A 26,694-nucleotide genomic window follows, 5' to 3' on the forward strand; every position below is an offset into this window, starting at 1 on the left:
CTCGGAAGGAGACGCACGATGACGAGGGTCGTCCGTCACCCGCCCGGCAGGGAGCGGCCGCGGAACGCGCCGATGGCGACACTGGCTCCGAGGCGAGCGGGCAGCTGGGCCGGACGCGGTTTCGCGGGCCACTGGCACACCCTGACGATCCGTCTGGAGGCCCGCCGCGGCACCGCCCGCCCCAAGAAGTGGCGCCGAGGGATCTCCTACACCAACGTCACCCGGGCCATCTGGCTGGTGGCCCTGCTCGCGGTGCTCGCCTGGTGCGCGGAGGGCCTGTACATCCTGATCACGAGCGATACGACCAGCTTCGAGAAGTGGCGGAAGGACAATCAGGGCTTCGAGACCGCCATGCGCTTCGTCGGCCCGGTGCTCACCGCCTCGATCGCCGCAGCGCTCTTCCTGTTCTGGTGGTACCGCTGGACCAAGCGGCGCTATCTCACCAAGGCACAGGTCGACCCCAGCCGGCTGGTGCCCACCGCCGGACCGGACACCGCCGAGATCGTGGGCCGGGAGGAGATCGCCCAGGTTCTCGCCGAGCGGCTGCGGGAGCGCGACACCCGGCGGCCCTATCTGCTGGTCGGCGGTGTCGGCGTGGGCAAGACCGCCGTCCTGGTGCGGCTCACCGAACTGCTCGCCCGGCAGAACGCCGTGCCCGTGCCGATCCGGCTGCGGGACGCGACCGACGGGACCGACCTGAACTTCGAACGCATGGCCAGGAAGCGTTTCGCCGACGAGGCCCCCCGCGGCATCCTCGCCCGCACCAAGACCGAGCGGGTCTGGCAGCAGCTGCTCGCCGACGACAAGCCGGTCGTCATCGCCGACGGACTGGAAGAGGCTCTCCTCGGCGACGGCCACCAGCAGAACCGGGACAACATCATCCGGCGGGCCATCGAGCGCGCCCACCAGGAGAAACTGCCCCTCGTCATCGCCTCCCGGCCGCACAGCCCGCTGGAGAGCACCTCCGCCGCGATCGTGGAGCTGGAACCGCTCAGCGAGGAGGAGGCCCTGCGCTTCGTCGGGGCGGACGTCCCCGAGACGGACGAGCGGCGCGTGGACTGGATCGTGGAGACGGCGGAGGTGACCGAGTCGCCCGTCTATCTGCAGATCGCCCGCGAACTGCACCGCCACGGCGCCCTGGAGCACGACCGGCCCGACAACGATCCGCAGCACATGAACACCCGCAGCAGGGACCGCGGCACGCTGCGGCTCTGGCTGCTTCAGACGTGGGACGAGGCGCTGTGCGAGGGTCGGCTGCGCGAGGAGGTGGCGCTGGCCCCGCAGGAGCGCCGCGACACCCTCGAGGTAGTCTCCGCCCTGGCGTGCGTCGGACTGCTCCAGGACAAGCTGGAGGTCGGCTTCGGGGAACTGCTCGACTCGGACGTCCATCCCGGTCCGGCGCGGCGCGCACAGGTCCGGGCAGAGCATCTGTGGGCCGGCCGGCGCGGCTTCGACCGGTACGGCAGGCGCGGGAACGTCTTCTCCGAGTGGCACCGACAACAGATCTGGGACGTGCTCTGCGAGCGGCTCGGCGAGGAGGAGAGGCGGCGGCTGCTCGGCGGGAACATGGACCAGTGCCGCGCCGCCCTCGCCCGCTTCGCGAGCAACGCGGACAAACTCGGCCTGGTGGAGGGCTTCGAGCGGAGGGTCCGTTTCCCGCACAGCATCATCCAGGCCTACTTCGGCTACCGCGTCCTGAGCCACCTGGGCGAGCGGGGCGCCGGAGAGCTCGTCGAGCACGCTCTGCAACCGCCCGGCCCCAGCCGCGAACTCCTCATCGCCCTGGTGCTGTTGTCCCGTCGGCGGGCGGCGAGGCTCAGAGCCAGGGCGGGCGGTGTCCGGGCCGAGGCGAAAAGGGAGCTGCAGGAGCTGGTCCGCCGCTCTCCCGTGCGGGGGCACACCCTGGCCCACCGGCTCTGTACGGCCGCGCACCGCCGTACGGACGACCCCAAGGCCCTCGACCTGTACGCGGCCGCCGTGGAGATCGAGAGTGTGGAGGACGATCCCGGTCTGCTCGGCGGCATCCTCGAGAAGGCACGGAGGACCTGGGCCTGTTGCAAAGGGGACCAACGCACCGTCGACGATGCGAAGCTGCGGCTGCTCAAGCAACTCGGAGCCGCGCTGCGGAGCGTCTCCGGCAGGATCGACACCACTCCGCTCTACGAGCGCCTCTTCGAGCTGGGCATCCAGGAACCCTCGTACTCCATCCGCCTGGCCGCCGCCCAGGAGTTCGGCACCGGCGGCAACCCGGCGTTCGCCGTGATCCGCGCGCGGGCCGGGCTGAACACCGACCCTGTGAAGGAGTACAACGACCGGCTCGGCGAGCTGAAGGCTTGGAAGCGTCAGGAGTACGAGAAATGGGCCGTGCGCATGGCCCGGGCGCGGGCCGCGGGCACGCCGTCACGGGCCGCGGCGTCCGCCCGCATCGGCCGGCTGCAGGACGACCGACGGAACCTCAACCAGGAGTACCGGAAGAAACGGGTCGATCTGTTCCGGGAGTTCGTGATGCGGGCCTGGATGATCCCCATGCTGCTGGGCTCGGTCGACGAGGCCCACCGTGACGAGGCCCGGGAACGCCTCACCAAGTGGCTGCGCCACCTCGACCCGAATTTCACCGGTGGCGTCCCCGACCTGCCGCTCGCCTTGGAGGCCGCGCTGGCCCAGGGCTTCAAGTACGCCGCCAACCGGCGCAAACGGCACCCGCAGGCCTACCCGGGCGGGCGCGCCGACCTGATCCGGCAGGCCGAGACCGTGCTGCAGCAGTCCCGGTGCTGGTACGCCCAGCTCGTCCTGCTCCAGGCGCTGTGCCTGTGGGAGCTCCCGGACAGCGTGGGCGCCCATGAGCCGTTCGCGAACGGGGCGGCGGGCGGGAACGGTCACCGCGACCGCGGGCGCGAGCTCACCCGGGCGACGGACGGGCCCTCCCGGGCGATGGGCGGGGCGACCGCGGTACAGACCGTGGAGCGCTGGCTGTCCATGGCCGGCACGGTGAACAGGGCGCCCGGCCACCTCGGTGCGAACGGCGACTCGTCCCGGCGGTCCCTGCATCCGTTCGTCGCCGAGGCGGGCGACCTGGTGGCCCTCGCGCTGGAGACCGGGCAGCCCGAGCGGTTCCTCTGGATCGACGAGAAGGGCGTCGCCGACAACATCGGCGCCCGCACCGGCAACCCCGAGGGATACCGCAAGCACAGCCTGTGGATCCCGCCCTCGGTCGGATGGAGCACCCTCGACGCACGAGCCGAGCGTCTTGTCGCCGACGTGTTGGTGATGCTGAACCTCATCGAACGGGACGGGCACCCGGACGAGGTCGAGGAGCGGATGGCCCGCGCAGAGCAGCACGGGATGCCGCTTCCGCCGTGCATCTGTACGGATCGCTCGCCGCTGCGGCCCGATCTGCGGGCCGGTGTCTCGGACCCGCCCGCGCCGGGGACGACGTGTCTGCCGGACTGCAAGTTCCAGTTGTGTCCGTATCCGCCGCGGGGTTGTGTGCCTCGGGGTGAGATCCGTGAGCCGTTCTGCCGGCAGCAACAGGCGCTGCTGCCGGGGCGGTTGCGGCGGTGGCTTCCTCGCGGGGTGCGGAGGAAGACGCCGCAGTGGGTGGGGATGCGGGTGGGGGAGTTGGACCGGTTCTGGGGTGCGATGGCCGGACGTACGAGGGATTAGGAAAACAGCGGGCCGCCGGATTTCTCCGACGGCCCGCTGATCGACGCAACTACTAGTGGGAGGCACCGGCCGTCGCCGGCGGCAGCTCCACCTCGACGCCCGGATCCCCCGCGTCCGCCGTGTAGTCCTCCGGCTTCGTCTCGTCCACGCCCTCCGGGGCCTTCAGTGCCTTCAGTACGAAGGTCAGGACCACCGTCACGACCACGTTCAGGACGAACGCCGTCAGGCCGATGTAGCCCATCTCGCCGAGGCCCGGGATGTCGGCGTTGGAGCCGCCGAAGTGCTTCTGGCTCGGATTGGTCGGGGAGGCGACGCCGTACGCGGCGAGGGTGCCGTAGACCATGCCGACCGCCCAGCCCGCGAGCAGGGCCCAGCGGTGGAACCAGCGGGTGAACAGGCCGCCGACCAGGGCCGGGAAGGTCTGCAGGATCCAGATGCCGCCCAGCAGCTGGAAGTTGATCGCGACCGTCTTGTCCATGGTGAGGACGAAGACCAGCGCGCCCACCTTCACCAGCAGCGAGACCAGCTTGGAGACCTTGGTCTCCTGCTCGGGTGTCGCGTCCGGCTTGATGAAGTCCTTGTAGATGTTGCGGGTGAAGAGGTTCGCGGCCGCGATGGACATGATCGCCGCCGGGACGAGCGCGCCGATGCCGATCGCCGCGAAGGCCACGCCCGCGAACCAGCTCGGGAACATGTCCTCGAACAGCTGCGGGATCGCCAACTGCCCGTTGGTGACCTTGACCCCGGCCGCGATCGCCATGAAGCCCAGTAGGGCGAGCAGGCCCAGCATCAGCGAGTACAGCGGCAGGATCGTGGTGTTGCGGCGGATCACGTCACGGCTCTTCGAGGACAGCGTCGCGGTGATCGAGTGCGGGTACATGAAGAGCGCGAGCGCGGAGCCCAACGCCAGCGTGGCGTACGTCCATTGGGTCGCCTCGGCCGGGGCCAGCGCGCCGCGCGGCTTGCCGGTCACCGGGTTGGTCGCGCTGAACGCCTCGCCCGCCTTGGCGAAGATGTCGTCGAAGCCGCCGAGCTTGATCGGGATGTAGATGATCGCCACCGCGATGACGATGTAGATCAGCGTGTCCTTCACGAACGCGATCAGGGCGGGGGCGCGCAGACCCGACGAGTACGTGTACGCCGCCAGCACACCGAACGCGATCAGCAGCGGCAGGTCCTTCACGAACCAGTTGGAGTTCGCACTGCCGCCGACGCCCATCACGTCCAGCACGGCCTGGATGCCGACGAGTTGGAGCGCGATGTACGGCATCGTCGCCAGGATGCCGGTCAGCGCGACCGCGAGCGACAGCCCCTTCGAGCCGAAGCGTCCGCGCACGAAGTCGGACGTCGTCACATATCCGTGGCGGTGCGAGACCGACCACAGCCGCGGCAGGAACGTGAAGATCAGCGGGTACACCAGGATGGTGTACGGCACCGCGAAGAAGCCGGCCGCGCCCGCCGCGTAGATCGCCGCCGGCACGGCGACGAAGGTGTACGCCGTGTAGAGGTCGCCGCCGAGCAGGAACCAGGTGATCCAGGTGCCGAACGACCGTCCGCCCAGGCCCCATTCGTCGAGGCTCTGCTCGTTCTCGGCCCGGCGCCAGCGCGCGGCCAGGAAGCCCATGGCCGTGACGGCCACGAAGAAGAAGATGAAGACGCCGAGCGCGACGCCGTTCACGCCGTCCTTCACTGCGACGCACCGCCCTTCAGCGCGGCGCGGGCGCGCTGGTCGCGCTGCCACAGCTTGTACGCCGTCATCGTCAGCGCCGTGGAGATCAGCACCCACAGCATCTGGTACCAGTAGAAGAACGGGATGCCGATGAACGCCGGGTCCGTCTTGGCGTAGGAGCCGACCCACAGCATCGCCACGAACGGCGCCACCAGGCAGACGGCAATGACCACGCGGACCGGTGTCACCACCGGAGGTCTCACTTCAGGCGCATCCGACATACGGCGGCTCCGTCCCCTCACGATCACCTTTGATCACCTGTGTAATGCGCAGGCAATCTAGGTCACCGTGTCACGGAAGCGGAAGAGCTCGTCCGCATATCGGTATGTCGATTCCGTGAAGGCCCGACATCGGTGTCAAAGGCACGCGCCAACAGCCCGACGGCAGCGGGTCGACGATCCGATGACAGCGCGTCAGCAGCAGCGGAAGCCCTGCCGCGGATCCTGCTCCTGACGGTCCGTCCTCATCCGCTCGAAATCACGCCGGGACGGCACCTCCGCCTGTGGGTGGTCCTTCCGTACGTGCGCCACGTACCGGTCGTACGCCGACTCGTCGGTCAGCTCCCGCACATACCAGCGCACACTCCTAGCCGCCCGTACCAGCGCCGACCGCATCGCGCGCCTCCTCCTTCTCCTCGTGGGTCGGAATCAGCCCGGCCGGAGCGGTGATCTTCGACTCGACGTACGGCGACTCGCTGAGCGTGGACAGGGCGGGCCGGCGTATGTGCCGGACGCAGACGCGCAACGCGTCCGCGATGACCACGACGACCAGAAGGGCCAGCACCGCCGTAAGGACGCCGTCCACCGTGGAGTTGGTGACCACGGTGTGCATGTCGTCCATGTTCTTTGCCGGTGGCAGCACCTTCCCGGCGTCGATGGCGTCCTGGAAGACCGACCGCTGCTTGAAGAAGCCGAGCTTCGGGTCGCTGGAGAACACCTTCTGCCAGCTCGCCGTGAGCGTGACGGTCGCGTCCCAGGCGAGCGGAATCCCGGTGATCCAGGCCCACTTGAGGCGCCCGGACTTCACCAGCAGCGTGGTGCAGACGGCCAGGGCGACCGCGGCAAGGAGCTGGTTGGAGATGCCGAAGATCGGGAACAGCTGGTTGATGCCGCCGAGGGGCTCGTGCACGCCCACCCAGAGGAAGTACCCCCACAGCGCGCACACGATCCCGCTGGTGATGACCAGGCCCGGCTTCCAACTCACGTTCTTGAACGGCCTGATGACATTGCCCAGCATGTCCTGGAGCATGAACCGGCCCACCCGCGTACCGGCGTCCAGCGCGGTCAGGATGAACAGCGCCTCGAACATGATCGCGAAGTGGTACCAGAAGGCCCTGAGGCCTCCGCCGGTGACCTTGGAGAAGATCTCCGAGACACCGATGGCGAGCGTGGGCGCACCGCCGGTGCGGGAGAGCAGGGTCGCCTCCTCGACGCTCTTCGCCGCCTGGGCGAGGTCGGCCGGGGAGATCTGGTAGCCCCAACCGGTCACCACCTGCGAGGCGTTCTGGACGGTGGTGCCGATGACGCCCGCCGGCGCGTTCATCGCGAAGTACAGCCCCGGGTCGATGATGCTCGCCGCGACCAACGCCATGATCGCGACCGACGACTCCATCAGCATGGAGCCGTAGCCGATCATCCGGACCTGCGTCTCCTTCTGGATCATCTTCGGCGTCGTACCGCTCGATATGAGCGAGTGGAAACCGGACAACGCCCCGCAGGCGATGGTGATGAAGACGAAGGGGAAGAGCGAGCCCGCGAAGACCGGGCCGTCGCCGCGCGAGGCGAAGTCGGTCACCGCGTCCATCTTCAGGGTCGGCAGGGTGATGACCACGCCGAGCGCGAGCAGCACGATCGTGCCGATCTTCATGAAGGTGGAGAGGTAGTCGCGGGGTGCCAGGAGCATCCAGACCGGCAGGATCGAGGCGATGAAGCCGTACGCCACCAGCCAGACGACCAGCGTCGAGGGCGCGAGCGTGAACGTGTCGGCCCACGACGACTCGGCGACCCAGCGCCCCGCGACGAGCGCGAGCAGCAGCAGCGCCACGCCGATCAGCGAGACCTCGGCGACCCGGCCGGGGCGAAGTACCCGCAGATAGAAGCCCATCAGCAGGGCGATCGGGATCGTCATCGCGATGGAGAAGGTGCCCCAGGGCGAGGCGGCCAGGGCGTTGACGATGACCAGGGCCAGCACACCGAGCAGGATGATCATGATGGCGAAGGCGGCGATCAGCGCGGCCGCGCCGCCGAAGGGGCCGATCTCCTCGCGCGCCATCTGGCCGAGCGAACGCCCGTCCCTGCGCGTGGAGAAGAACAGCACCACCATGTCCTGGACCGCGCCCGCGAACACCACGCCGGCGATGATCCAGACCGTGCCGGGCAGATAGCCCATCTGCGCGGCCAGCACCGGCCCGACCAGGGGCCCGGCGCCGGCGATCGCCGCGAAGTGGTGGCCGAGCAGCACGCGGCGGTCGGTGGGGTGGAAGTCGATGCCGTTGTTGAGGCGTTCGGCCGGAGTGGCCCGGGTCTTGTCGACCTTGAGCACCTTGTACGCGATGAACTTCGCGTAGAAGCGATAGGCGATCGCGTACGAGCCGAGGGCGGCGGCGACCATCCAGGCGGCCGACACGTCCTCGCCCCGGGAGAGCGCGAGCACGGACCAGCCCGCCGCACCGACCAGTGCGACGAGGGTCCAGATGACGATGGAGCGGACGTTCGCGGTACGCACTGGGATGTCCTCCCGTCCATGCGGCGACGGGAGGACCGTAGAACAGGAGCGGCAGTTGCGCTACACCGCGTGCAGTACTGGGGGGAGGTCCTTGTGGTGCCCTACTCCTGAGGACGCTTCAGACGCGCGACGAACTTGTATCGGTCGCCCCGGTACACGGACCGCACCCACTCCACCGGCTGCGCCTCCCGGTCCAGTGAGTGGCGGGAGAGCATCAGCATCGGCAGGCCCACGTCGGTGCCGAGCAGGCCCGCCTCGCGCGGGGTGGCCAGCGAGGTCTCGATGGTCTCCTCGGCCTCGGCGAGATGGACGTCGTAGACCTCGGCGAGGGCGGTGTAGAGCGACGTGTACTTCACGAGGCTGCGCCTGAGCGCCGGGAAGCGCTTCGCGCTCAGGTGCGTCGTCTCGATGGCCATCGGCTCGGCGTTGGCCATGCGCAGGCGCTCGATGCGCAGCACCCGGCCGCCGGCCGTGATGTCGAGGAGCTCGGCGAGGCGGTCGTCGGCGGTGATGTAGCCGATGTCCAGCAACTGCGAGGTGGGCTCCAGGCCCTGGGCGCGCATGTCCTCGGTGTACGAGGTGAGTTGGAGCGCCTGCGAGACCTTCGGCTTGGCGACGAAGGTGCCCTTGCCCTGGATGCGTTCGAGGCGGCCCTCGACGACCAGCTCCTGAAGGGCCTGCCGCACCGTCGTGCGCGAGGTGTCGAACTCGGCGGCCAGCGTGCGCTCGGGCGGTACCGGCGTGCCGGGCGACTGTGTCTCCGTCATGTCGAGCAGGTGCTTCTTCAGGCGGTAGTACTTGGGCACGCGCGCGGTACGGACACTCGCTCCACCCTCGTTCTCCGCACTGCTGACGTCGGTGCTCATGCTCTGCCTTCCCGGCTCCGGATGCGGGTCACTTCGTGATCCCTTCTGTATACCGTCGCCAGCTGTTTTGGTCTAGTCCACGGAGGGCTAAGTGGTCTAGCGGACGAGACTACTCCGGCGTCGCTGTTTTCGCTGGCTTCTTACTTAAAGGTTCCTGCATATGTAGGTCGCATAACGGCTGGTCAGGGCCGTTTCGAGGGCCCTTGACAGCTCCTCTGGTCTGGTCCAAGCTCCCGGTACTGGTCTACACCATTGGTTCAGGTCCCGGCGCATGAGCGGGGAGGTGTGGGCATCCCTGAGGAGGGTGGCGTGAAGCGCAAGCTCATAGCCGCGATCGGTATCGCGGGCATGATGGTCTCCATCGCGGCGTGTGGGGGCAATGACGACAACGGCTCTTCCAACAGCGGCGCGGACGCCAAGGAACTGACCGTCTGGCTCACCGTCGACGCCCAGAACAACTGGCCGAACCTGGTGAAGGCGGCCGACGCGGCGGTTCAGAAGAAGCATCCCGGCATCAAGATCAACCACGAGTACTACGGCTGGCCGGACAAGAACACCAAGCTCGACGCGGTGCTCGCCACGGACAAGGCCCCCGACGTGGTCGAGATGGGCAACACCGAGATGCTGAGCTACATGGTCAAGGGCGCCTTCGCACCCGTCGACGCCTCGAAGTTCACCAACTCCTCCGCCTGGCTCGACGGCCTCAAGGCCTCGGTGACGTACAGCGGCAAGACCTACGGCGTCCCGTACTACGCGGGCGGCCGCGTAGCCAACTGGCGCAAGGACCTCTTTGCCTCGGTCGGCGTCAAGACCCCGCCGAAGACCTACGCCGAGCTCACCGCCGCCCTCGACAAGGTGCAGAAGAAGGAGGGCGACAAGTTCTCCGCCTGCTACCAGCCCACCCGCGACTGGTACGCGGCCATGTCCTTCGTCTACGACGCCGGCGGCTCCATCGCCAAGGAGTCGGGCGGCCAGTGGAAGGCCAACCTCTCCTCGCCGGAGTCCATCAAGGGCCTGACCGAGTTCAAGAACGTCATCGACAAGTACATGCACGGCGACAAGACCAAGGACGAGTCGGACCGTTACATCGTCTACGGCCAGGGCAAGTCCGGCATGATCTTCGGTGCCGCCTGGGAGGGCGCGACCTCCGCCGACCCGAAGAACGACAAGACCGGCAAGCTCAAGAACAACCTCGAGAACTTCGTGATGCCGGGTCCGTCCGGCCAGAACATGCCCGTCTTCCTGGGCGGTTCGGACCTCGCCATCCCGGTGAAGTCCAAGGCGCAGGCCGTCGCCGCCGAGTGGATCAACGCGTTCACCGGTCCCTCCGGTCAGAAGGGCCTGATGGCCAAGGGCAACCTGCCCAACAACAAGACCGACCTCGCGACCCTGAAGAACGACCCCGCGACGGCGGTCCCGGCCACCGCGGCCGAGTCCAACTGGTTCGTCCCGATGGCGCCCGGCTGGGGCCAGGTCGAGAAGGCCCAGGTCCTGCAGACCATGCTGCAGAACATCGGCACCGGCAAGGAGTCGGTGGCGGCCGCCGCGAAGGAAGCGGACGCCGCGATCGACAAGGTCATCAACACCAAGTGACCTTCGGGCAGGGCTCTGTTGCACCGACAGAGCCCTGCTTCTCGTACGGCTGCGCGGGGTTCGGCCCCGTGCGGACGTGCGGGCTCCGCTTTCGTACGACCTGAGGGACCGCTGAGGAGCGCGCCATGAGTGCCGCAGACACCACCACCCCTGCCAAGGTGCCGCCGCCGCGGCAGGCGCCGCCACCACCGCCGGTCGCGAAGCACCCACGCAGAGCCCGGACTTCGGGCGGCGCGGCCACACCGTGGCTGCTGCTCGCGCCCTGTCTGCTGATCCTCGCCCTGGTGATGGGCTACCCGCTGGTCCGCCTGGTCACCCTGTCCTTCCAGAAGTTCGGGCAGTCCCAGCTGTGGGGCTTCCAGCCGGCCGAGTGGGTCGGCCTGGACAACTTCACCGGAGTGCTGGGCGACGGCGAGTTCTGGCAGGTCGTGGTCCGGACGATCCTCTTCGCGGCCGGTGCCGTCATCTTCACGATGGTCCTCGGCATGCTGATCGCGCTGCTGCTCCAGCGGGTCTCCGGCTGGGTGAAGACGCTGGTCAACATCGTGCTGGTGGCCAGCTGGGGCATGCCCATCATCGTTGCCACCACGGTCTTCAAGTGGCTGTTCGACGCCGACTACGGCATCCTCAACGCGCTGCTCAGCAAGCTGCCGGGCGTGGAGATGATCGGCCACAACTGGTTCGCCAGCGGCCCGCAGGGCCTCGCCGTGATCATGCTGCTGGTGGTCTGGGGAGCCGTCCCCTTCGTGGTCATCACGCTCAGCGCCGGACTCACCCAGGTCCCGGCCGAACTCGAGGAAGCCGCCCGGCTGGACGGCGCGGGCTCCTGGGGCGTCTTCCGTTACGTCACCCTGCCCATCCTCAAGCCGATCATCGTGATGCTCACGACCCTGTCGGTCATCTGGGACATGGGCGTCTTCCCCCAGGTCTTCGTGATGCGAAACGGCCACCCGGAAGCGGAGTTCCAGCTCCTGACCACCTACTCCTACGACCGTGCCTTCGTGGTCAACGACTATGCGCAGGGCTCGGCGATCGCCCTGATCACCGTGGTGCTGCTGCTCGGCGTGGTCGCCGTGTACATGCGCCAGATGCTGAAGATCGGAGAGGTCGAATGAGCGCGATCACCACCGGGCGGCCCGCGACCCCCACCGGCCGGCCCCGCAAGTCCAAGCTCGGCTGGAACCTTCTCGGCCTCCTGGTCTTCCTGACCGCCGGCTTCCCCGTCTACTGGATGCTCAACACGGCCATCAAGCCGGCCAAGGACACCATCGACCCCGACCCGAGCCTGTTCCCGACCGGCTTCACGCTCGACAACTTCCGCCGGGCGCTGGCGATCGCGGACTTTTGGGGCCCGGTCGGTCGCAGCCTGATCGTCTCCCTGTCGGTCGTGGCGATCGGCATCGTCGTCGGCATGCTGGCGGCGCTCGCCATCTCCCGGTTCGCGTTCCGCGGCCGCAAGATCGTGATCGTCGGCATCCTGGCCGTCCAGATGGTCCCGCTGGTCGCCATGATCATCCCGGTCTTCCTGCTCCTCAACGACCTGGAGCAGTACGACAAACTCTCGGGCCTGATCATCACCTACCTGACCTTCATCCTCCCCTTCACGGTGTGGACGCTGCGCGGCTTCATCGTCAACATCCCGAGGGAACTGGAGGAGGCAGCCATGGTCGACGGCTGCTCCCGTACGGGCGCCTTCATCCGCGTGGTCTTCCCCCTCCTCGCCCCCGGCATGGTCGCGACCTCGGTCTACGGCTTCATCCAGGCGTGGAACGAGTACCTCTACGCCCTGATGCTGCTCAGCCAGAAGAACCAGACCGCGACGGTCTGGCTCGGCAACTTCACCACCAAGCACGGCACCGAATACGCCCCGATGATGGCCGGAGCCACGATGATGGCCGTGCCGATCGTCGTCCTGTTCCTCCTCGTCCAGCGCAAGATGGCCGCGGGCCTGACCGCCGGCGCAGTGAAGGGATAACGCCACCCGATGACGACATTCGCCAGCGGTACAGACACCCTGACCCGCGACGCCCTGACGGTCCTTCAGCCGGGCTTCACCGGTACGACGGCTCCGGAATGGCTGCTGCGCCGGCTCGGTGAAGGCCTCGCCTCCGTAGGCCTCTTCGGCCGCAACATCGCCTCCCCCGAACAACTGGCGGCCCTGACCGCCCAGTTGCGGGCCGAGCGGGACGACGTCCTGGTCGCGATCGACGAGGAGGGCGGCGACGTCACCCGCCTCGAGGTCCGCACCGGCTCCTCCTTCCCCGGCAACAACGCGCTGGGCGCGGTCGACGACGTGGACCTGACGAGGGAGGTGGCCGCGGAACTCGGCCGTCGCCTCGCCGCCTGCGGGGTCAACCTCAACTGGGCCCCGTCGGCCGACGTGAACTCCAACCCCGAGAACCCCGTGATCGGTGTCCGCTCCTTCGGCGCCGACACCGACCTGGTCGCCCGGCACACGGCCGCCTATGTCACCGGCCTGCAGTCCGCCGGAGTCGCCGCCTGCACCAAGCACTTCCCGGGCCACGGCGACACGGCCGTCGACTCCCACCACGCGCTCCCGCGCATCGACGTGGACGCGTCGGTCCTGCAGTCCCGCGAACTGACCCCGTTCCGCGCCGCCGTCGCCGCCGGCACCCGGGCGATCATGAGCGCACACATCCTGGTCCCGCTCCTGGACCCGGACCACCCGGCGACCCTCTCCCGCCCGATCCTCACCGACCTCCTGCGCGGCGAACTCGGCTACGACGGCCTGATCGTCACCGACGGCATGGAGATGCAGGCCATCGCCGGAACATACGGCATCGAACGGGGCAGCGTCCTCGCGATCGCCGCCGGCGCCGACGCGATCTGCGTGGGCGGCGGCCTCGCAGACGACGAGACGGTACGCCGCCTGCGCGACGCCCTGGTCGAGGCGGTCCGCTCCGGCGAACTCCCCGAGGAACGCCTGGCCGACGCGGCGGAACGGGTGCGGTCACTGGCCCGCTGGACGGCAGCCGCAGGAGCGGCCGGCGCGGAGCTGACGGCCGATCCCGAGGTCGGCCTGCGTGCGGCCCGCCGCGCCCTGAGGGTGACCGCGGCGGAGCCCTTCACCCCGCTCACCGAACCGCCCTACGTCGCCGCCTTCACCCCGGTCGCCAACATCGCGGTCGGCGACGAGACCCCCTGGGGCGTCGCGGCGGAGCTCTTCCGCCGCCTCCCCGGCACCGAAACGGGCAGCTTCGCCGGCGACTCCGCAGGCCTCGCAGCCCTGGCCGCGGCGGGCCCGCGCCGCATCGTGGCCGTGGTCCGCGACGAACACCGCCACCCCTGGATGACAACGGCCCTGGACACGGTGCTCAAGACCCGCCCTGACACAGTCGTGGTCGAAATGGGCCTGCCCCAGGCGCCCCCTCGCGGCACCCTCCACATCGCGACGCACGGGGCGGCCCGAGTGTGCGGCCGAGCGGCGGCGGAGATCATCACGGGGGAGTAGCCCCTACGACGCGACGGGCGCCGGCCCCTTTCAAGGGGCCGGCGCCCGTCGCGTCGTCAAGGGGCGCGGGGAGCTGCGCGAGCAACCCACCACCACCCGCGGTCCGAAGCCCACCGAACCCGGCGGACGAAACCGCTAAATCCCCTGCCAGTCCGGCTTGTTGGCAAACGTGTGCCGGAAGTAGTCCGCCAGCTTCAACTTGGACGCAGCCCCCTCGTCGACAACAACCGTCGCATGCGGATGCAACTGCAAGGCCGAGGCCGGACACACCGCGGCCACCGGCCCCTCCACAGTCGCCGCAACCGCATCCGCCTTGCCCTCGCCCGTCGCGAGAAGCACCAGATGCCGAGCCTCGAGAATCGTCCCGATCCCCTGAGTGATCACATGATGCGGCACCTGCGAAATGTCCCCGTCGAAGAACCGCGCGTTGTCCACCCGGGTCTGCTCGGTCAACGTCTTGATCCGAGTCCGCGAGGCCAACGAGGAACAGGGCTCGTTGAACCCGATGTGCCCATCCGTCCCGATCCCGAGCAACTGCAGATCCACCCGCCCGGCCTCCGCCAGCGCAGCGTCATACGCGGCGCACGCCGACTGCACGTCCTCAGCCGTCCCGTCGGGCCCCATGAACGCGTCCATCCCGATCCCGAGCGGCTCCAGCACCTCACGGCGCAGCACCGAACGGTACGACTCCGGATGCTCGGCCGGCAGCCCCACATACTCGTCGAGCTGCGCGATCCGCGCCCGCGAGGCGTCCACGGCACCGGAGCGCACCTTCGCCGCCAGCGCCTCGTAGATCGGCAGCGGGGTGGAACCGGTGGCCACGCCGAGCAGCGCCTCGGGCTTGCGCCGCAGGAGCTGCGCCATGGCCTCGGCGATGAGCTCGCCGCCCGACTTGGCGTCCGGAACGATGACAACTTCCACGCTGGCCTGCCGATCTGAAGAAACGGTCTGAAGAGGGGACTCAACCGGCACCCGGAACGGGCTATGTGGTTTAGACCAATCTAACAGAGTCGCCCCTTGTGGCCCAGGTGAAGTGGGGTCATCGTCTTTCCATGCGCAGGACAGGCGCCATTCGCCATGGGGGAGTGGAATTGGTGCGATGCCGCCGTGCGCAGCACCCCTCAGCTGAACCGGGAAGGACCCCACCATGACCGCCGCGACACCGGACCCCCGCACCGACGTCCCGGGCCGGATCATGGCCCGCGAGATGGCCGAGCAGCCCGCCGTGCTGCGCCGCATCCTGGAGGAGGGCGCCCCCGGCATCCGGCAGGTTGCCCAGGAGATCGCCGCCCGCAGGCCCCGCTTCGTCCTCCTGACCGCCCGCGGCACCTCCGACAACGCCGCCCTCTACGCCAAGTACCTCCTGGAGATCCGCCTCGGCCTGCCCTGCGGCCTGACCTCGATGTCCACGACCACGGCGTACGGGGCCCGCCCCGACCTCACCGACGTCCTCGTCGTCACCGTCAGCCAGTCCGGCGGCTCCCCGGACCTGGTGGCCTCGACCCGGGCCGCCCGCGAGGCGGGCGCGATCACCCTCGCCGTCACGAACAACCCCGGCTCACCACTGGCCGGCGTCTCCGAGTATCACGTCGACATCATGGCCGGACCCGAGAAGGCCCTCCCCGCGACCAAGACCTACACGGCCTCCCTCCTCGCGCTGTACCTCTTCGTAGAAGGTCTGCACGGCGGCGACGGCACCCCCGCGAAGGTGCTCCCCCACCTCGCCGAGCAACTCCTCGGCCGGCAGGACGAGATCCGCGCCCTCGCCGCCCGCTACCGCTTCGCCGAGCGCATGGTGATCACCTCCCGCGGCTACGGCTATCCCACGGCCAAGGAGGCCGCCCTCAAGCTGATGGAGACCAGCTACATCCCCGCCCTCTCCTACTCCGGCGCCGACCTCCTGCACGGCCCGCTCGCCATGGTCGACAACGTCTCCCCGGTCATCGCGGTCGTCACGGACGGCAAGGGCGGCGAGGCCCTCCAGCCCGTCCTCGACCGGCTGCGCGGCCGCGGCGCCGACCTGTTCGTCGTCGGCCCGGCGCACCAGGTCGAGCAGGCATCGGCCGGCTTCGTCCTGCCCACCGAGGGAGTGGCCGAGGAGGTCCAACCCATCCTGGAGATCATCCCGCTGCAGCTCCTGGCCCACGAGATCACCATCGCCCGAGGCCAGGACCCGGACGCCCCGCGGGCGTTGGCGAAGGTGACGGAGACGCGCTGAGTGAAGCAGGGGCGGACGCGGCACCTGTTCTTTCGGCCCTTAGGTCAGCGAACCCCCCGTCACATCCACCCAACTCCCCGTGACCCACCGCCCCGCGTCGGAGGCCAGGAACGCCACCACGTCCGCGACATCGGCCGTCTCTCCCACCCTGCCCAGCGCCGATATCGCGGCTGCCTGCTCCCACCCGCCCGCAGTGCCGTGCAGCAGCTCGTACGTGTTGTCCGTGTCGATGATTCCCGGCGCGACCGAGTTCACCGTGATGCCCCGGGGGCCCAGCACCTTGGACAGGTCGCGGGAGAAGACGTCCAGCGCGCTCTTGGTCATCGCATACGCCACGTTGTCCGGCATCGCGGCCGTCCGGGCCAGGCCCGACGAGATGTTGATGACCCGGCCCCCGTCGCGCAGCCGCGCAATGCCCCGCCGGACGATGAAGAACGGTGCCTTCACATTCACGGCGAAGGCCCTGTCGTACTCCTGCTCCCCGATCTCGTCGATCGGCCGCGTCTTCCCGATCGCGGCGTTGTTCACCAGGATGTCCAGCCCGTCCGCGTGCCGGTCGAACTCCTCCCACAGCGCTTGCGCATCCCCCGGCCGCCCCAGCTCCACCCCGATCGCGAACGCCGAACCGCCCGCCGACTCGATCGCGGCAACCGTCTCCTTCGCCGCCGCCTCGTTGACGCCGTAGTGCACCGCGACCCGCGCCCCGTCACGCGCCAGCCGCTCGGCGACCCCGCGCCCGATGCCCCTGCTCGCCCCCGTGACGAGTGCCGTCCTGCCTGCAAGCACGCCCATGTCGGCGCCCCCTTCGCAATTCCCTAGCGGTCGCTACAAAAAGACCGTACAGCAGCCCGCCGACATTTCTCTAGCGCCCCCTATACAATTCACTCCATGGTGGGCAGCAAGGACACGAAGACCGAGGCCGCACCAGCCTCCAAGCCGCGCGGCCGCCCCCGTTCCTTCGACCGCGAGACCGCGCTCGAGAAGGCGGTCATGGCCTTCTGGGAGCACGGGTACGAGGCCACCTCCGTCTCCGACCTCACCCGGGTCATGGGCATCGGAGCGCCGAGTCTGTACGCGGCCTTCGGCGACAAGCGGGCGCTGTTCGAGGAGGTCGTGACCGTGTACGGCGCGCGCTACGGCTCCTTCGGCGACCGTGCCCTCGCCGAGGAGTCCACCGCCCGGGCGGCCGTGGAGCGGATGCTGCGGGAGGCCGCCGCCGAGTACACGGCCCCCGGCCGCCCGCACGGCTGCCTCGTCATCCACGCGGCCACGAACTGCACGAGCCCCGAGGTCGAGGAGTCCCTGCGCGAGCGGCGCAACGCCAACATCGCTGCCTTCGAGAACCGTATAAGGGCAGGCATCGCATCGGGGGAGCTGCCTGCCGGGACCGACGCCGCCGCGCTCGCCCGGCACACGGGAGCAATCATCCAGGGCATGTCCCAACAGGCGCGGGACGGGGCGAGTCGCGAGGAGTTGGAGGCGCTCGCGGAAATTGCCATGGCCATCTGGCCCCGCACATGAACCCACACGGGTTAGGCTGCGTGGTGGATGCTAGGGCGTCCGACCAGTTGGAGACCGTTCGAGAAATAACAACAACGAACAGGCTCCAACGCATGGACACGCATAGTGGTCTAGTCCACAATTGAACCAGAGACTTCCGTCTTCCCCGCACAGGAAGGCGGACCGAGGAACCGGAGCTCTCTGCCCTGACTGCCCCGGCTCCTCAACCTTCGGCCGACACCGGGACCGCACACCCCGCGGCCGATATTGCTCCGGGCTGCGGTGCCGAGAGGGTTGAGGGTCCCTCTCAGGCGCCGCGGCCCGCGGGTGTTTTCCGGGCCCGTACGGCCTCCCCTGCGCAGGACCGCTCATTTCGGAGCCGTACAAACCGCCAGGTACGCTCGCACACGTGCCCTCCATGAACGAACTGGTCCGCCAGCACACCGCCCTCGACGACTCCGACCTCGAGTGGCTCCATCTGCTGGTCTCGGAGTGGCAGCTGCTCTCCGACCTCTCCTTCGCCGACCTCGTCCTGTGGGTCCCCACCAGCGACGGCACCCGGTACGTCTCGGTGGCCCAGATGCGCCCCAACACCGGCCCGACCTCGTACCAGGACGACATGGTGGGCCACCTCGTCCCGCGCGGCCGCCGCCCCATGCTGGACGCGGCGCTCGACGAGGGCCGGATCGTGCGCGAGGGCGACCCCGAGTGGCGCGAGGAGGTCCCGGTCCGGGTCGAGTCGATTCCGGTACGGCGAGAGGGGCGTGTCCTCGGTGTCATTGCGCGCAACACCAACCTGCTGACCGTACGCACGCCCAGCCGCCTGGAGTTGACGTATCTCCAGAGCGCCTCGGACCTGGCGCAGATGATCGCGGCCGGCGCCTTCCCGTTCGCGAACCAGCAGATGGACATGGATGCCGCACCGCGCGTCGGCGACGGCCTGATCCGCCTCGACGCCGACGGCATCGTCCAGTACGCCTCTCCGAACGCGCTCTCCGCCTACCACCGCATGGGCCTCGCCTCCGACCTCGTCGGACAGCACCTCGGCAAGACCACCGCCGAACTCGCCCCGACCCGTGGGCCGGTGGACGAAGCCCTCTCCAAGGTCGCGAGTGGCTGGGCGCCGCGCGAGTTCGAGATCGAGGCCCACGACGGGGTCATCCAGTTCCGCGCGATCCCGCTCAAACCCAAGGGCACACGCATCGGTTCACTCGTCCTGCTCCGGGACGTCACCGAACTCCGCCGCCGCGAGCGCGAGTTGATCACCAAGGACGCGACCATCCGGGAGATCCACCACCGGGTGAAGAACAACCTCCAGACGGTCGCCGCCCTGCTCCGTCTGCAGGCCCGGCGCATCGATTCCGACAGCGGCCGCGAGGCCCTCGAAGAGGCGGTCCGCCGCGTCGGATCGATCGCGATCGTGCACGAGACGCTCTCCCAGAACCTGGACGAGCGCGTGGAGTTCGACGAGATCGCCGACCGGGTGCTGGCCATGGTGGCGGAAATCTCGCCGGGCAAGGTCACCGGCCGGCGCTCCGGCCGCTTCGGCATCCTGGACGCCGAGGTGGCCACCCCGCTGTCGATGGTCCTGACCGAGATCCTGCAGAACGCCCTCGAACACGGCTTCCGCGAGGGCGACACCGGCACGGTCGAGGTCTCCGCCGTCCGCGGCGGAACCACCAAGGAGGCCCGCCTCCTGGTCACCGTCCAGGACGACGGCGTCGGCCTACCCGAGGGCTTCGACCCGCACACCGGGGGCAACCTGGGTCTGCAGATCGTACGGACCCTGGTGGAAGGGGAGTTGGGCGGCACGTTCGACATGGTGCCGGCGCCGGAGCGCGGGACCCGGGTGATCCTCGACGTGCCGGTGCGGGCGAACAAGTAACGCCGCACGCCGGCGCTGCCGTACCCAACTGGGGCCGTACGCAAGGCCGGTGGACAGCAAGAAGCCCCGGACCGTTCCCAGGTCCGGGGCTCGAATGCTCGTTGCCAGCTTGTGCTGCGCATCGGGGGTACTGCGCGCTGCGGCTCGGGGGCGGGAGATGCGTACTCGCTGTACGCGCCGCCAAGCTCAGGCTTTGTGGGGCGGGTGTGTCAGGCGGAGGCCTGACGGGCCCGGTTGCGGGCGGCACGGCGCTTCATGGCGCGACGCTCGTCCTCGCTGAGACCACCCCAGACGCCGGAGTCCTGGCCGGACTCGAGCGCCCACTGCAGACACTGATCCATAACGGGGCAGCGACGGCAGACGGCCTTGGCTTCCTCGATCTGCAGCAGCGCAGGACCGGTGTTGCCGATGGGGAAGAAGAGCTCGGGGTCTTCCTCGCGGCAAACGGCGTTGTGACGCCAGTCCATGGCTGCTACCTCTCCTTGGTATTACATGCGGGTTGCTTGTGAATGTGAACGCTTTCACGAATCCCTCAACAAGTGAAGGGCCGCCCGACAGGTTTCCCTGTCGTGGTCCTGGGGTTTGAAGAGGGGTTCCGGTGATCTGTGGACGCCGGTGTTGCGGGCTGTCCCGACCGCCACGTAGAGACTCGCAAACCTCAGCGGCGGATACAACCCCTTCCGGAAAGTTTTTTTTGATTCCTCGGTGTCGACTAGGTCACAGCCGTACTTCCATGGGGTGGATCCTGGCCTAAACGTTCGAGTGAAAGGACTTCAGCCCTTTCTGCTCACACAATCACACGCAGTGCACGGCGTACGCCTGTGAACGTCACGCTCGTGCGCAGCCCCAGGTGGTCGCCGTCCATCTGAAGGGGCAGAGGTGCCTTCGAATGCAAGGTGAACTGGTCCAGGTCGTGCAGAGACAGGGCGTGCTTGCCGTGGGGTCCGCGCTCAGGGGACGAAGTGAGCAATTGTGTGGAATACCGGACGGCTGCGACCGTGGACATACGGCTGAGACCGAGTACGTCGAGCCCGGTATCGAACGAGGCCTTAGGTGTCGCGTACACCGGGCGATTGCCCAGATACGTCCATGGGGACGTGTTGCAGATTATGGACATCACCAGGTCGGTCACCGGCTCCTCGCCGGGCCGCTCCAGGGTGATCGTGCCGTGCCGCCGGTTGGGTTCCTGCAGGAACTGCCGTGCGACCTGGCGCAGGTAAAGGGCGTGTGTGGATTTCTTGCCCTGCTCCCGCTGCTGCTCGACCCGGCCGACCACGCCGGCATCGAAGCCGAGCCCGGCGCAGAAGGTGAACCAGCGGGTCGGCACCGCCTCGTCCTCCGTGCCCGGGGTGCCCGCGGCTATGCCCATGCCGACCGTGCGCTCGCTGCCCTCGCGCAGGGCGTCCAGCAGTGCGCCGGTCGCCTCCACGGCGTCGTTCGGCAGGCCCAGGGCGCGGGCGAAGACGTTGGTGGAGCCGCCGGGGACCACGGCGAGGCGGGGGAGACCCTCCGGGTTCGGACCTGCGTGCAGCAGGCCGTTGACCACCTCGTTGACCGTGCCGTCGCCGCCGAGGGCCACGACCAGGTCGATGTCCTCGCTCTCCGCAGCCTGCCGGCCCAGGTCGCGCGCGTGGCCGCGGTACTCGGTGGTGACCGCCTCGAGTTTCATCTCGCTCGCGAGGGCGTGGATCAGGACGTCGCGCGTACGTGCGCTTGTGGTGGTAGCTGCCGGGTTGGCTACGAGAAGTGCACGCATGGGTTGCAGCGTACCTACTGGGTGGTACCGGGCACAGGCCGAGGTAGGGATCAGGTAAGAGGCGGGGCGTGAGTCTCACCACGGGGACCGGGCTCAACCCTGCCGTGGGGGCCTGCGTCCCTGGGGCCGGCCGTCAGCTGCCCGGGGCTACCCTTCAGAGGTGACCAGTGAGCAGACCCACACCGAGGAAGACACCGCCGCCCGCCCGCGCCGTCTGACCTACGCCGCCGCGCTCGCCGCGCTGGAAGGGGTCGCGCTGGTCGCCGGCGGAGTCTGGATGCTCGTGGAGGGCCTCGGAGGCGACCCGGACGACCGCGGGTCCGCCGTCACCGGCGGCATCACGCTGATCGTCCTTGCCCTGCTCCCGCTGCTGGCCGCCCGCGGGCTGCTCAAGCAGAAGAGCTGGAGCCGCGGTCCGGCCGTCATCACGCAGATCATGGCGCTGCCGGTGGCCTACAACCTGCTGCAGGCCGACAGCGTGGCCATTCCGGCGGGGATCGTGCTCGCGGTCGTCGCCGTCGCGTCCCTGGTGCTGCTGGTCAATCCGGCGACGACCCAGGCCCTCGGGATCAAGGGACCGGGTCGTGCGCAGGACGGCAAGCAGTAGTTCGTACGGCGCCGCAGCGGCCGTGGAGCTGTGGTCTACTCCTCGACCAGGAGCTTCTCGCGCAGCTGGGCCAGGGTGCGGGCCAGCAGGCGGGAGACGTGCATCTGGGAGATGCCGACCTCCTGCGCGATCTGCGACTGGGTCATGTTGCCGAAGAAACGCAGCAGCAGGATCCGCTTCTCGCGCGGCGGGAGGTCCTCCAGGAGCGGCTTGAGGGACTCGCGGTACTCGACGCCCTCCAGAGCCTCGTCCTCGGCGCCCAGGGTGTCGGCGACGGCCGGGGACTCGTCGTCCGTGTCGGGGACGTCCAGGGACAGTGTGGAGTAGGCGTTGGCCGACTCCAGGCCCTCCAGGACCTCCTCCTCCGAGATCGCCAGCTTCTCGGCGAGCTCGTGGACCGTGGGGGAGCGGCCGTGCTGCTGCGAGAGCTCCGCGGTCGCCGTGGTGAGCGCGAGGCGCAGCTCCTGCAGGCGCCGCGGCACGCGGACCGCCCAGCCCTTGTCGCGGAAGTGCCGCTTGATCTCGCCGACGACCGTCGGGGTCGCGTACGTCGAGAACTCGACGCCGCGCTCCGGGTCGAAGCGGTCGACCGACTTGATCAGGCCGATGGTGGCGACCTGGGTGAGGTCGTCCAGCGGCTCGCCGCGGTTGCGGAAGCGGCGCGCGAGGTGCTCGACGAGCGGCAGGTGCATACGGACCAGCTGGTTGCGCAGCTCCGCGTACTCCGCGCTACCGTCCTTCAGCTTGCGCAGCTCGACGAACATCGCGCGCGCTCCGCTGCGGTCCTGTGCGTCGTGCTGCGTGGCCTGCTGCACGCTCTGCGCGCCCTGCCCGTCGCCCTCGGCGTTTCGCTCGTGCTCGCTCATCGTCCCGCCCGTCGCCCTTCTCCGAGCCCTCGCCTCCGCTCGGACCGGGGTGACCCCGTTCCGTCCGTCCAGAGGGGTGCTCTGCACGGCGCCTTCCCGATCCCGCTGCCCGTCGTCCGGGAGGCCGGCCTCCGTGGAGTCGTCCTCCGGGTGCGGCCGGGCCTGCTCGGGGATGCCCGCCATGCCGTCGGTGCCGACGGCATCCTCCGTGCGTCGGGACCCGCCTGTGCCCTCGGCCGGCAGCTCCCGTGTGCCGCGCTCTTCGTCACGCACCGGCCCGTCCCCTGTCCTCACGCCGGCCCGGGTCCCGCGCCGCGCTGTTTGTAGAGGCTGATCGAAACGGTTTTGTCCTTGTCCACGGCGGAGGAGACCTTGCCCGCGAGCGCGGACAGGACGGTCCAGGCAAAGGTGTCCCGCGAGGGGGCATGACCGTCCGTGGTCGGCGCCGAGACGGTGACCTCGAGAGAGTCGTCGACGAGCCGGAAGACACAGCTGAGAACCGAGCCGGGCACGGCCTGCTGGAGCAGGATCGCGCAGGCCTCGTCCACCGCGATGCGCAGGTCCTCGATCTCGTCGAGGGTGAAGTCCAAACGGGCCGCGAGGCCGGCAGTCGCGGTACGCAACACCGACAGGTAGGCACCCGCGGCCGGCAGCCGGACTTCCACGAAGTCCTGGGTCGCGGGCTCGCCTGCGATCTGGGACACCCTCACCTCCAAGGTGGTACAAGCTTTTCGGGGCCGAGGGTTGCCCCCCGGGGTAACGCGATGTGTGGTTCAGCGGTGACGCTATCGCGCTCTCAACTTTCCTGTCCCCAGGACCCCAACCCCTTGCCGTCACTCACAGTAAACCTGTGGACACGCTCCGTGTCTAGGGGTCTGCGGCTCCAATTGGGAAGAACGCGCGCCGGGTTGACGTACCCAGACGTCAGACGGTCGAACCGTCCGGATCGTGGGTCGTCCCCCGGTCGTCCAGGGTCACACGAGAACGTGGTCAACGAAGCACCATCGCCAGTTCTCGCCGGGCTCGAACGTGCGCATGATCGGGTGTCCGGAGTCCTTGTGGTGCTCTGTGGCGTGCCGTCCCGGCGAGGAGTCGCAGCAGCCGATGTGGCCGCAGGTGAGGCACAGCCGCAGTTGTACCGGGTGCGTTCCCTGCGCCAGGCACTCCGGACACGTCTCGGTCAGCGGACCGGGTTCCGGGAGCGGCAGCGCGTCGGCATGCGTGCACTGTTTCATGATTGCCAGATTACGACGGGTGTGCGGACGGCCGCGCGGAAAAACCGAGGGTGGGCGAGGGTCATGGACGTTATGCCACTGCTGTTGCTGGTGGCGGCCAGCACCGCGATCGCGGCGGCCGCCCGGCGCACTCCGGTGCCGGCCCCGCTGCTGCTCGTCGCGGTGGGACTCGCCGTCTCGTACGTCCCCGGGGTGCCGGACTACACCCTCGACCCGGACATCGTGCTGCCGCTGGTGCTGCCCCCGCTGCTGCACAAGGAGGCCGTCGAGAGCTCGTACCTCGATCTTCGGGCCTCGATGCGGCCGGTGGCGCTGCTGTCGGTGGGCTACGTGCTCTTCGCGACGTTCGTGGTCGGCTGGGCCGCCTATCTGATCGTGCCGGGGCTGCCGTTGCCCGCGGCGCTGGCGCTGGGCGCGGTGGTGGCGCCGACGGACGCGGTCGCGGCGGCGGCGGTCGCCCGGCGGGTGGGGCTGCCCTCGCGGATCACCACGATCCTCCAGGGCGAGTCCCTGCTGAACGACGCGACCGCGATCACCGCGTACCGGGTCGCCGTCGCGGCCGCGGTCGGCGAGGGCGCCTCCTGGATCGGCGGGATCGGCGAGTTCCTGCTGGCGGCACTCGGCGGTGTGGCGGTCGGGCTGGTGCTGATGCTGCCGATCCACTGGCTGCGCACGCACGTGAAGGAGGCGCTGCTGCAGAACACCATGTCGCTGCTGATCCCGTTCGTCGCCTACGCCGTCGCCGAGCAGGTGCACGCCTCCGGAGTCCTCGCGGTCGTGGTCGTCGCCCTCTATCTCGGACACCGCGCGTGGGAGGTCGATTTCGCCACCCGCCTCCAGGAGGACGCGGTGTGGAAGGTGGTCGCCTTCGTCCTGGAGTCGGCGGTGTTCGCCCTCATCGGACTGCAGCTGCAGGTCGTCCTCAAGGGCCTCGGGGACTACGAGGGCGTGGACGCCGCCTGGTACGCGGTCGTGGTCTTCCTGGTGGTCGTCGTGAGCCGGTTCGTGTGGGTGTACCCGGGGACCTTCGTGCCCCGCATGTTGTCCCCGCGGATCAGGGAACGCGAGGCCAACCCCACCTGGAGAGGGCCGATCGTGACGTCCTGGGCGGCCATGCGGGGCGTCGTCTCGCTGGCCATCGCCTTCTCGATCCCGCTCACCGTGAACGGCGGCGAGCCCTTCCCGCAGCGCAACCTCATCCTGTTCCTGACCTTCACGACCGTCATCGGGACCCTGGTGGTGCAGGGGCTCACCCTGGCCCCGGTGATCCGCCTGCTGAACTTCCCCGCCCGGGACACGCAGGCCGAGACCCTCACGGAGGCCAACGCCCAGGCTCAGGCCTCCCGGGTCGCCGAGGGGCGCCTGGACGAACTCCTCACCGACGAACGCAATGCCCTCCCGCCGCCCCTCGCGGACCGGCTGCGCCAGGTCCTGGAGCGCCGCCGCAACGCCGTCTGGGAACGCCTCGGCCAGACCAACCCGGTCACCGGCGAATCCGTCGACGACACCTACCGCCGACTGTCCCGGGAGATGATCGGCGCCGAGCGCGCGATGTTCGTCAGGCTGCGGGACGGCCGCTACATCGACGACGAGATGCTGCGGACTCTGCTGCGCAGGCTGGACCTGGAGGAGGCGGCGGCCTACCGGGAGACGGCGGACGGCTCCTGAGGAAAAGGCCGCCCGGTGACGACGGCCGCCACCGTCGTCCCGCGCGGGAGCGCCCCCTCTTCAGCCAGGGCGACAAGTCCGTACAGCAACTTGGCGACATACAGACGCTCGACCGGCACCCCGTGACGCTGCTCGAAGTCCTCGGCGAAGGCGTCGAGTTCCGAGGGCACGCGCGCGTAGCCGCCGAAATGGAAGCGGTCGTCGAGTCTCCAGTCGCCGATACGGCCGCCGAACGCCTGCTCCTGGAGGCCCTCTATGTCGGCGGTCAGGAAACCGCCCTTGAGGACAGGTACGCCCAGGGCGCGCTGGCCGGGGCCCAGCCCCGCGGCCAGCCCGGCGAGCGTGCCGCCGGTGCCGCAGGCCAGGGCGACGACGTCGGCCTCGCCGCGCAGCTCCTCGCCCAGGGCCCGGCAGCCGCGTACGGCTTCGGCGTTGCTGCCGCCCTCGGGGACGACGTACGCGTCGTCGGCGCCGGCCGTGCGCAGCACACGCGCGAGGGTGCCGGGTTCGGCCTTGCGGCGGTACGTCGACCTGTCGACGAAGTGCAGCCGCATGCCGTCGGCCGCGCACCGGGACAGCGAGGGGTTGAGCGGACGGTCGGCCAGCTCCTGGCCGCGCACCACGCCCACCGTGGGCAGCCCGAGGAGGCGGCCCGCGGCGGCCGTCGCGCGCAGATGGTTGGAGTACGCGCCGCCGAAGGTGACGACGGTACGGCCGGCCGCCGCGGTGAGGTTCGGCGCCAGCTTGCGCCACTTGTTGCCGATCAGTTCCGGGTGGATCAGGTCGTCGCGCTTGAGGAGGAGACGGATGCCGTGGCGTGCGAAGCGGTCGTCCGGCAGTTCCTGCAAGGGGGAGGGGAGCCGGGGGTGCAGGGTGTCGAGGCCGGTCACTCGGCCATTGTGGCCTGGCGCG

At 69.3% G+C, this 26,694-nt stretch carries 23 protein-coding genes; 10 read left to right on the forward strand and 13 right to left on the reverse strand.

Annotated elements, in window-relative coordinates; genetic code table 11:
* The first annotated feature begins 18 nt into the window (after window positions 1–18).
* On the forward strand, window positions 19–3,663 hold the full coding sequence (locus ACFY1L_RS39385; protein WP_388835789.1) for an NACHT domain-containing protein: 3,645 nt from the start codon (window positions 19–21) through the stop codon (window positions 3,661–3,663).
* A gap of 52 nt (window positions 3,664–3,715) precedes the next feature.
* Here the strand turns inward: ACFY1L_RS39385 and mctP are convergent, their stop codons facing one another.
* The 5 genes from mctP to ACFY1L_RS39410 form a co-directional block, all read right to left on the reverse strand.
* Window positions 3,716–5,353, reverse strand: coding sequence for a monocarboxylate uptake permease MctP (gene mctP, locus ACFY1L_RS39390; protein WP_388835792.1), 1,638 nt, complete (start codon window positions 5,351–5,353; stop codon window positions 3,716–3,718).
* On the reverse strand, window positions 5,350–5,613 hold the full coding sequence (locus tag ACFY1L_RS39395; protein WP_388835795.1) for a DUF3311 domain-containing protein: 264 nt from the start codon (window positions 5,611–5,613) through the stop codon (window positions 5,350–5,352). The genes mctP and ACFY1L_RS39395 overlap by 4 nt, the downstream gene beginning before the upstream one ends.
* 192 nt (window positions 5,614–5,805) lie before the next feature.
* A complete protein-coding gene (locus ACFY1L_RS39400; RefSeq protein WP_388835798.1) occupies window positions 5,806–6,006 on the reverse strand; it encodes a YbdD/YjiX family protein in 201 nt (66 codons plus the stop codon).
* On the reverse strand, window positions 5,978–8,116 hold the full coding sequence (locus tag ACFY1L_RS39405) for a carbon starvation CstA family protein (protein ID WP_388835801.1): 2,139 nt from the start codon (window positions 8,114–8,116) through the stop codon (window positions 5,978–5,980). The genes ACFY1L_RS39400 and ACFY1L_RS39405 overlap by 29 nt, the downstream gene beginning before the upstream one ends.
* A 101-nt stretch (window positions 8,117–8,217) precedes the next feature.
* Window positions 8,218–8,982 carry a GntR family transcriptional regulator gene (locus tag ACFY1L_RS39410; protein WP_388835804.1) on the reverse strand — a complete coding sequence of 255 codons (765 nt, stop codon included), beginning with the start codon at window positions 8,980–8,982 and terminating at the stop codon, window positions 8,218–8,220.
* A 309-nt stretch (window positions 8,983–9,291) separates the two neighbouring features.
* On the opposite strand from ACFY1L_RS39410, the gene ACFY1L_RS39415 reads away from it, so the two are divergent.
* The 4 genes from ACFY1L_RS39415 to ACFY1L_RS39430 all read left to right on the forward strand — a co-directional run bounded on the left by ACFY1L_RS39415 (window position 9,292) and on the right by ACFY1L_RS39430 (window position 14,047).
* Window positions 9,292–10,575, forward strand: a complete 1,284-nt coding sequence (locus ACFY1L_RS39415; protein WP_388835807.1) for an extracellular solute-binding protein — start codon at window positions 9,292–9,294, stop codon at window positions 10,573–10,575.
* A gap of 125 nt (window positions 10,576–10,700) precedes the next feature.
* A complete protein-coding gene (locus ACFY1L_RS39420) occupies window positions 10,701–11,690 on the forward strand; it encodes a carbohydrate ABC transporter permease (RefSeq protein ID WP_388835810.1) in 990 nt (329 codons plus the stop codon).
* Window positions 11,687–12,550 (forward strand): carbohydrate ABC transporter permease, encoded by an 864-nt coding sequence (locus ACFY1L_RS39425; protein ID WP_388835813.1) that lies wholly within the window; start codon window positions 11,687–11,689, stop codon window positions 12,548–12,550. Before ACFY1L_RS39420 ends, ACFY1L_RS39425 begins: the two co-directional genes overlap by 4 nt.
* Window positions 12,551–12,559: 9 nt before the next feature.
* Window positions 12,560–14,047 carry a glycoside hydrolase family 3 protein gene (locus tag ACFY1L_RS39430; RefSeq protein ID WP_388835815.1) on the forward strand — a complete coding sequence of 496 codons (1,488 nt, stop codon included), beginning with the start codon at window positions 12,560–12,562 and terminating at the stop codon, window positions 14,045–14,047.
* 135 nt (window positions 14,048–14,182) lie between these two features.
* On the opposite strand, the gene nagB is transcribed toward ACFY1L_RS39430, so the two are convergent.
* Entirely contained in the window at window positions 14,183–14,968 is a 786-nt protein-coding gene (gene nagB, locus ACFY1L_RS39435; RefSeq protein ID WP_388835817.1) for a glucosamine-6-phosphate deaminase, read from the reverse strand.
* 226 nt (window positions 14,969–15,194) lie between these two features.
* Here nagB and ACFY1L_RS39440 point away from each other — a divergent pair, with 226 nt between their 5' ends.
* On the forward strand, window positions 15,195–16,265 hold the full coding sequence (locus tag ACFY1L_RS39440; RefSeq protein WP_388835819.1) for an SIS domain-containing protein: 1,071 nt from the start codon (window positions 15,195–15,197) through the stop codon (window positions 16,263–16,265).
* Between the two features lie 39 nt (window positions 16,266–16,304).
* On the opposite strand, the gene ACFY1L_RS39445 is transcribed toward ACFY1L_RS39440, so the two are convergent.
* On the reverse strand, window positions 16,305–17,057 hold the full coding sequence (locus tag ACFY1L_RS39445) for an SDR family oxidoreductase (RefSeq protein ID WP_388835822.1): 753 nt from the start codon (window positions 17,055–17,057) through the stop codon (window positions 16,305–16,307).
* Window positions 17,058–17,153: 96 nt separating this feature from the next.
* Between ACFY1L_RS39445 and ACFY1L_RS39450 the strand changes: the two genes are divergently transcribed.
* Together ACFY1L_RS39450 and ACFY1L_RS39455 are read left to right on the forward strand one after the other, a co-directional pair.
* Window positions 17,154–17,786, forward strand: coding sequence for a TetR/AcrR family transcriptional regulator (locus tag ACFY1L_RS39450; protein WP_388835825.1), 633 nt, complete (start codon window positions 17,154–17,156; stop codon window positions 17,784–17,786).
* Between the two features lie 397 nt (window positions 17,787–18,183).
* Entirely contained in the window at window positions 18,184–19,650 is a 1,467-nt protein-coding gene (locus tag ACFY1L_RS39455; RefSeq protein ID WP_388836309.1) for a sensor histidine kinase, read from the forward strand.
* Window positions 19,651–19,859: 209 nt separating this feature from the next.
* Here the strand turns inward: ACFY1L_RS39455 and ACFY1L_RS39460 are convergent, their stop codons facing one another.
* Together ACFY1L_RS39460 and ACFY1L_RS39465 are read right to left on the reverse strand one after the other, a co-directional pair.
* Window positions 19,860–20,117, reverse strand: coding sequence for a WhiB family transcriptional regulator (locus ACFY1L_RS39460; RefSeq protein ID WP_006142322.1), 258 nt, complete (start codon window positions 20,115–20,117; stop codon window positions 19,860–19,862).
* Between the two features lie 320 nt (window positions 20,118–20,437).
* Window positions 20,438–21,406: a diacylglycerol/lipid kinase family protein gene (locus tag ACFY1L_RS39465; RefSeq protein WP_388835828.1), complete on the reverse strand. Its 969-nt coding sequence runs from the start codon at window positions 21,404–21,406 to the stop codon at window positions 20,438–20,440.
* Between the two features lie 160 nt (window positions 21,407–21,566).
* On the opposite strand from ACFY1L_RS39465, the gene ACFY1L_RS39470 reads away from it, so the two are divergent.
* Complete coding sequence (locus ACFY1L_RS39470) at window positions 21,567–22,013, forward strand: hypothetical protein (protein WP_388835831.1); 447 nt, start codon at window positions 21,567–21,569, stop codon at window positions 22,011–22,013.
* A 35-nt stretch (window positions 22,014–22,048) separates the two neighbouring features.
* Here the strand turns inward: ACFY1L_RS39470 and ACFY1L_RS39475 are convergent, their stop codons facing one another.
* From ACFY1L_RS39475 to ACFY1L_RS39485, 3 genes are all read right to left on the reverse strand, one after another.
* Complete coding sequence (locus tag ACFY1L_RS39475; protein WP_388835833.1) at window positions 22,049–23,152, reverse strand: RNA polymerase sigma factor SigF; 1,104 nt, start codon at window positions 23,150–23,152, stop codon at window positions 22,049–22,051.
* 17 nt (window positions 23,153–23,169) lie between these two features.
* Window positions 23,170–23,583 carry a hypothetical protein gene (locus ACFY1L_RS39480; RefSeq protein ID WP_003992877.1) on the reverse strand — a complete coding sequence of 138 codons (414 nt, stop codon included), beginning with the start codon at window positions 23,581–23,583 and terminating at the stop codon, window positions 23,170–23,172.
* A gap of 270 nt (window positions 23,584–23,853) precedes the next feature.
* Complete coding sequence (locus ACFY1L_RS39485; protein WP_388835836.1) at window positions 23,854–24,114, reverse strand: UBP-type zinc finger domain-containing protein; 261 nt, start codon at window positions 24,112–24,114, stop codon at window positions 23,854–23,856.
* Between the two features lie 63 nt (window positions 24,115–24,177).
* Between ACFY1L_RS39485 and ACFY1L_RS39490 the strand changes: the two genes are divergently transcribed.
* Complete coding sequence (locus ACFY1L_RS39490) at window positions 24,178–25,782, forward strand: Na+/H+ antiporter (protein WP_388835839.1); 1,605 nt, start codon at window positions 24,178–24,180, stop codon at window positions 25,780–25,782.
* On the opposite strand, the gene ACFY1L_RS39495 is transcribed toward ACFY1L_RS39490, so the two are convergent.
* The gene (locus tag ACFY1L_RS39495) at window positions 25,755–26,672 is read right to left on the reverse strand and encodes a 1-aminocyclopropane-1-carboxylate deaminase/D-cysteine desulfhydrase (protein WP_388835842.1); all 918 of its coding nucleotides are present in this window, start codon (window positions 26,670–26,672) and stop codon (window positions 25,755–25,757) included. The genes ACFY1L_RS39490 and ACFY1L_RS39495 overlap by 28 nt on opposite strands.
* Window positions 26,673–26,694: the final 22 nt, after the last annotated feature.

Source organism: Streptomyces sp. NPDC001663, assembly GCF_042893105.1.
Lineage (GTDB): Bacteria > Actinomycetota > Actinomycetes > Streptomycetales > Streptomycetaceae > Streptomyces.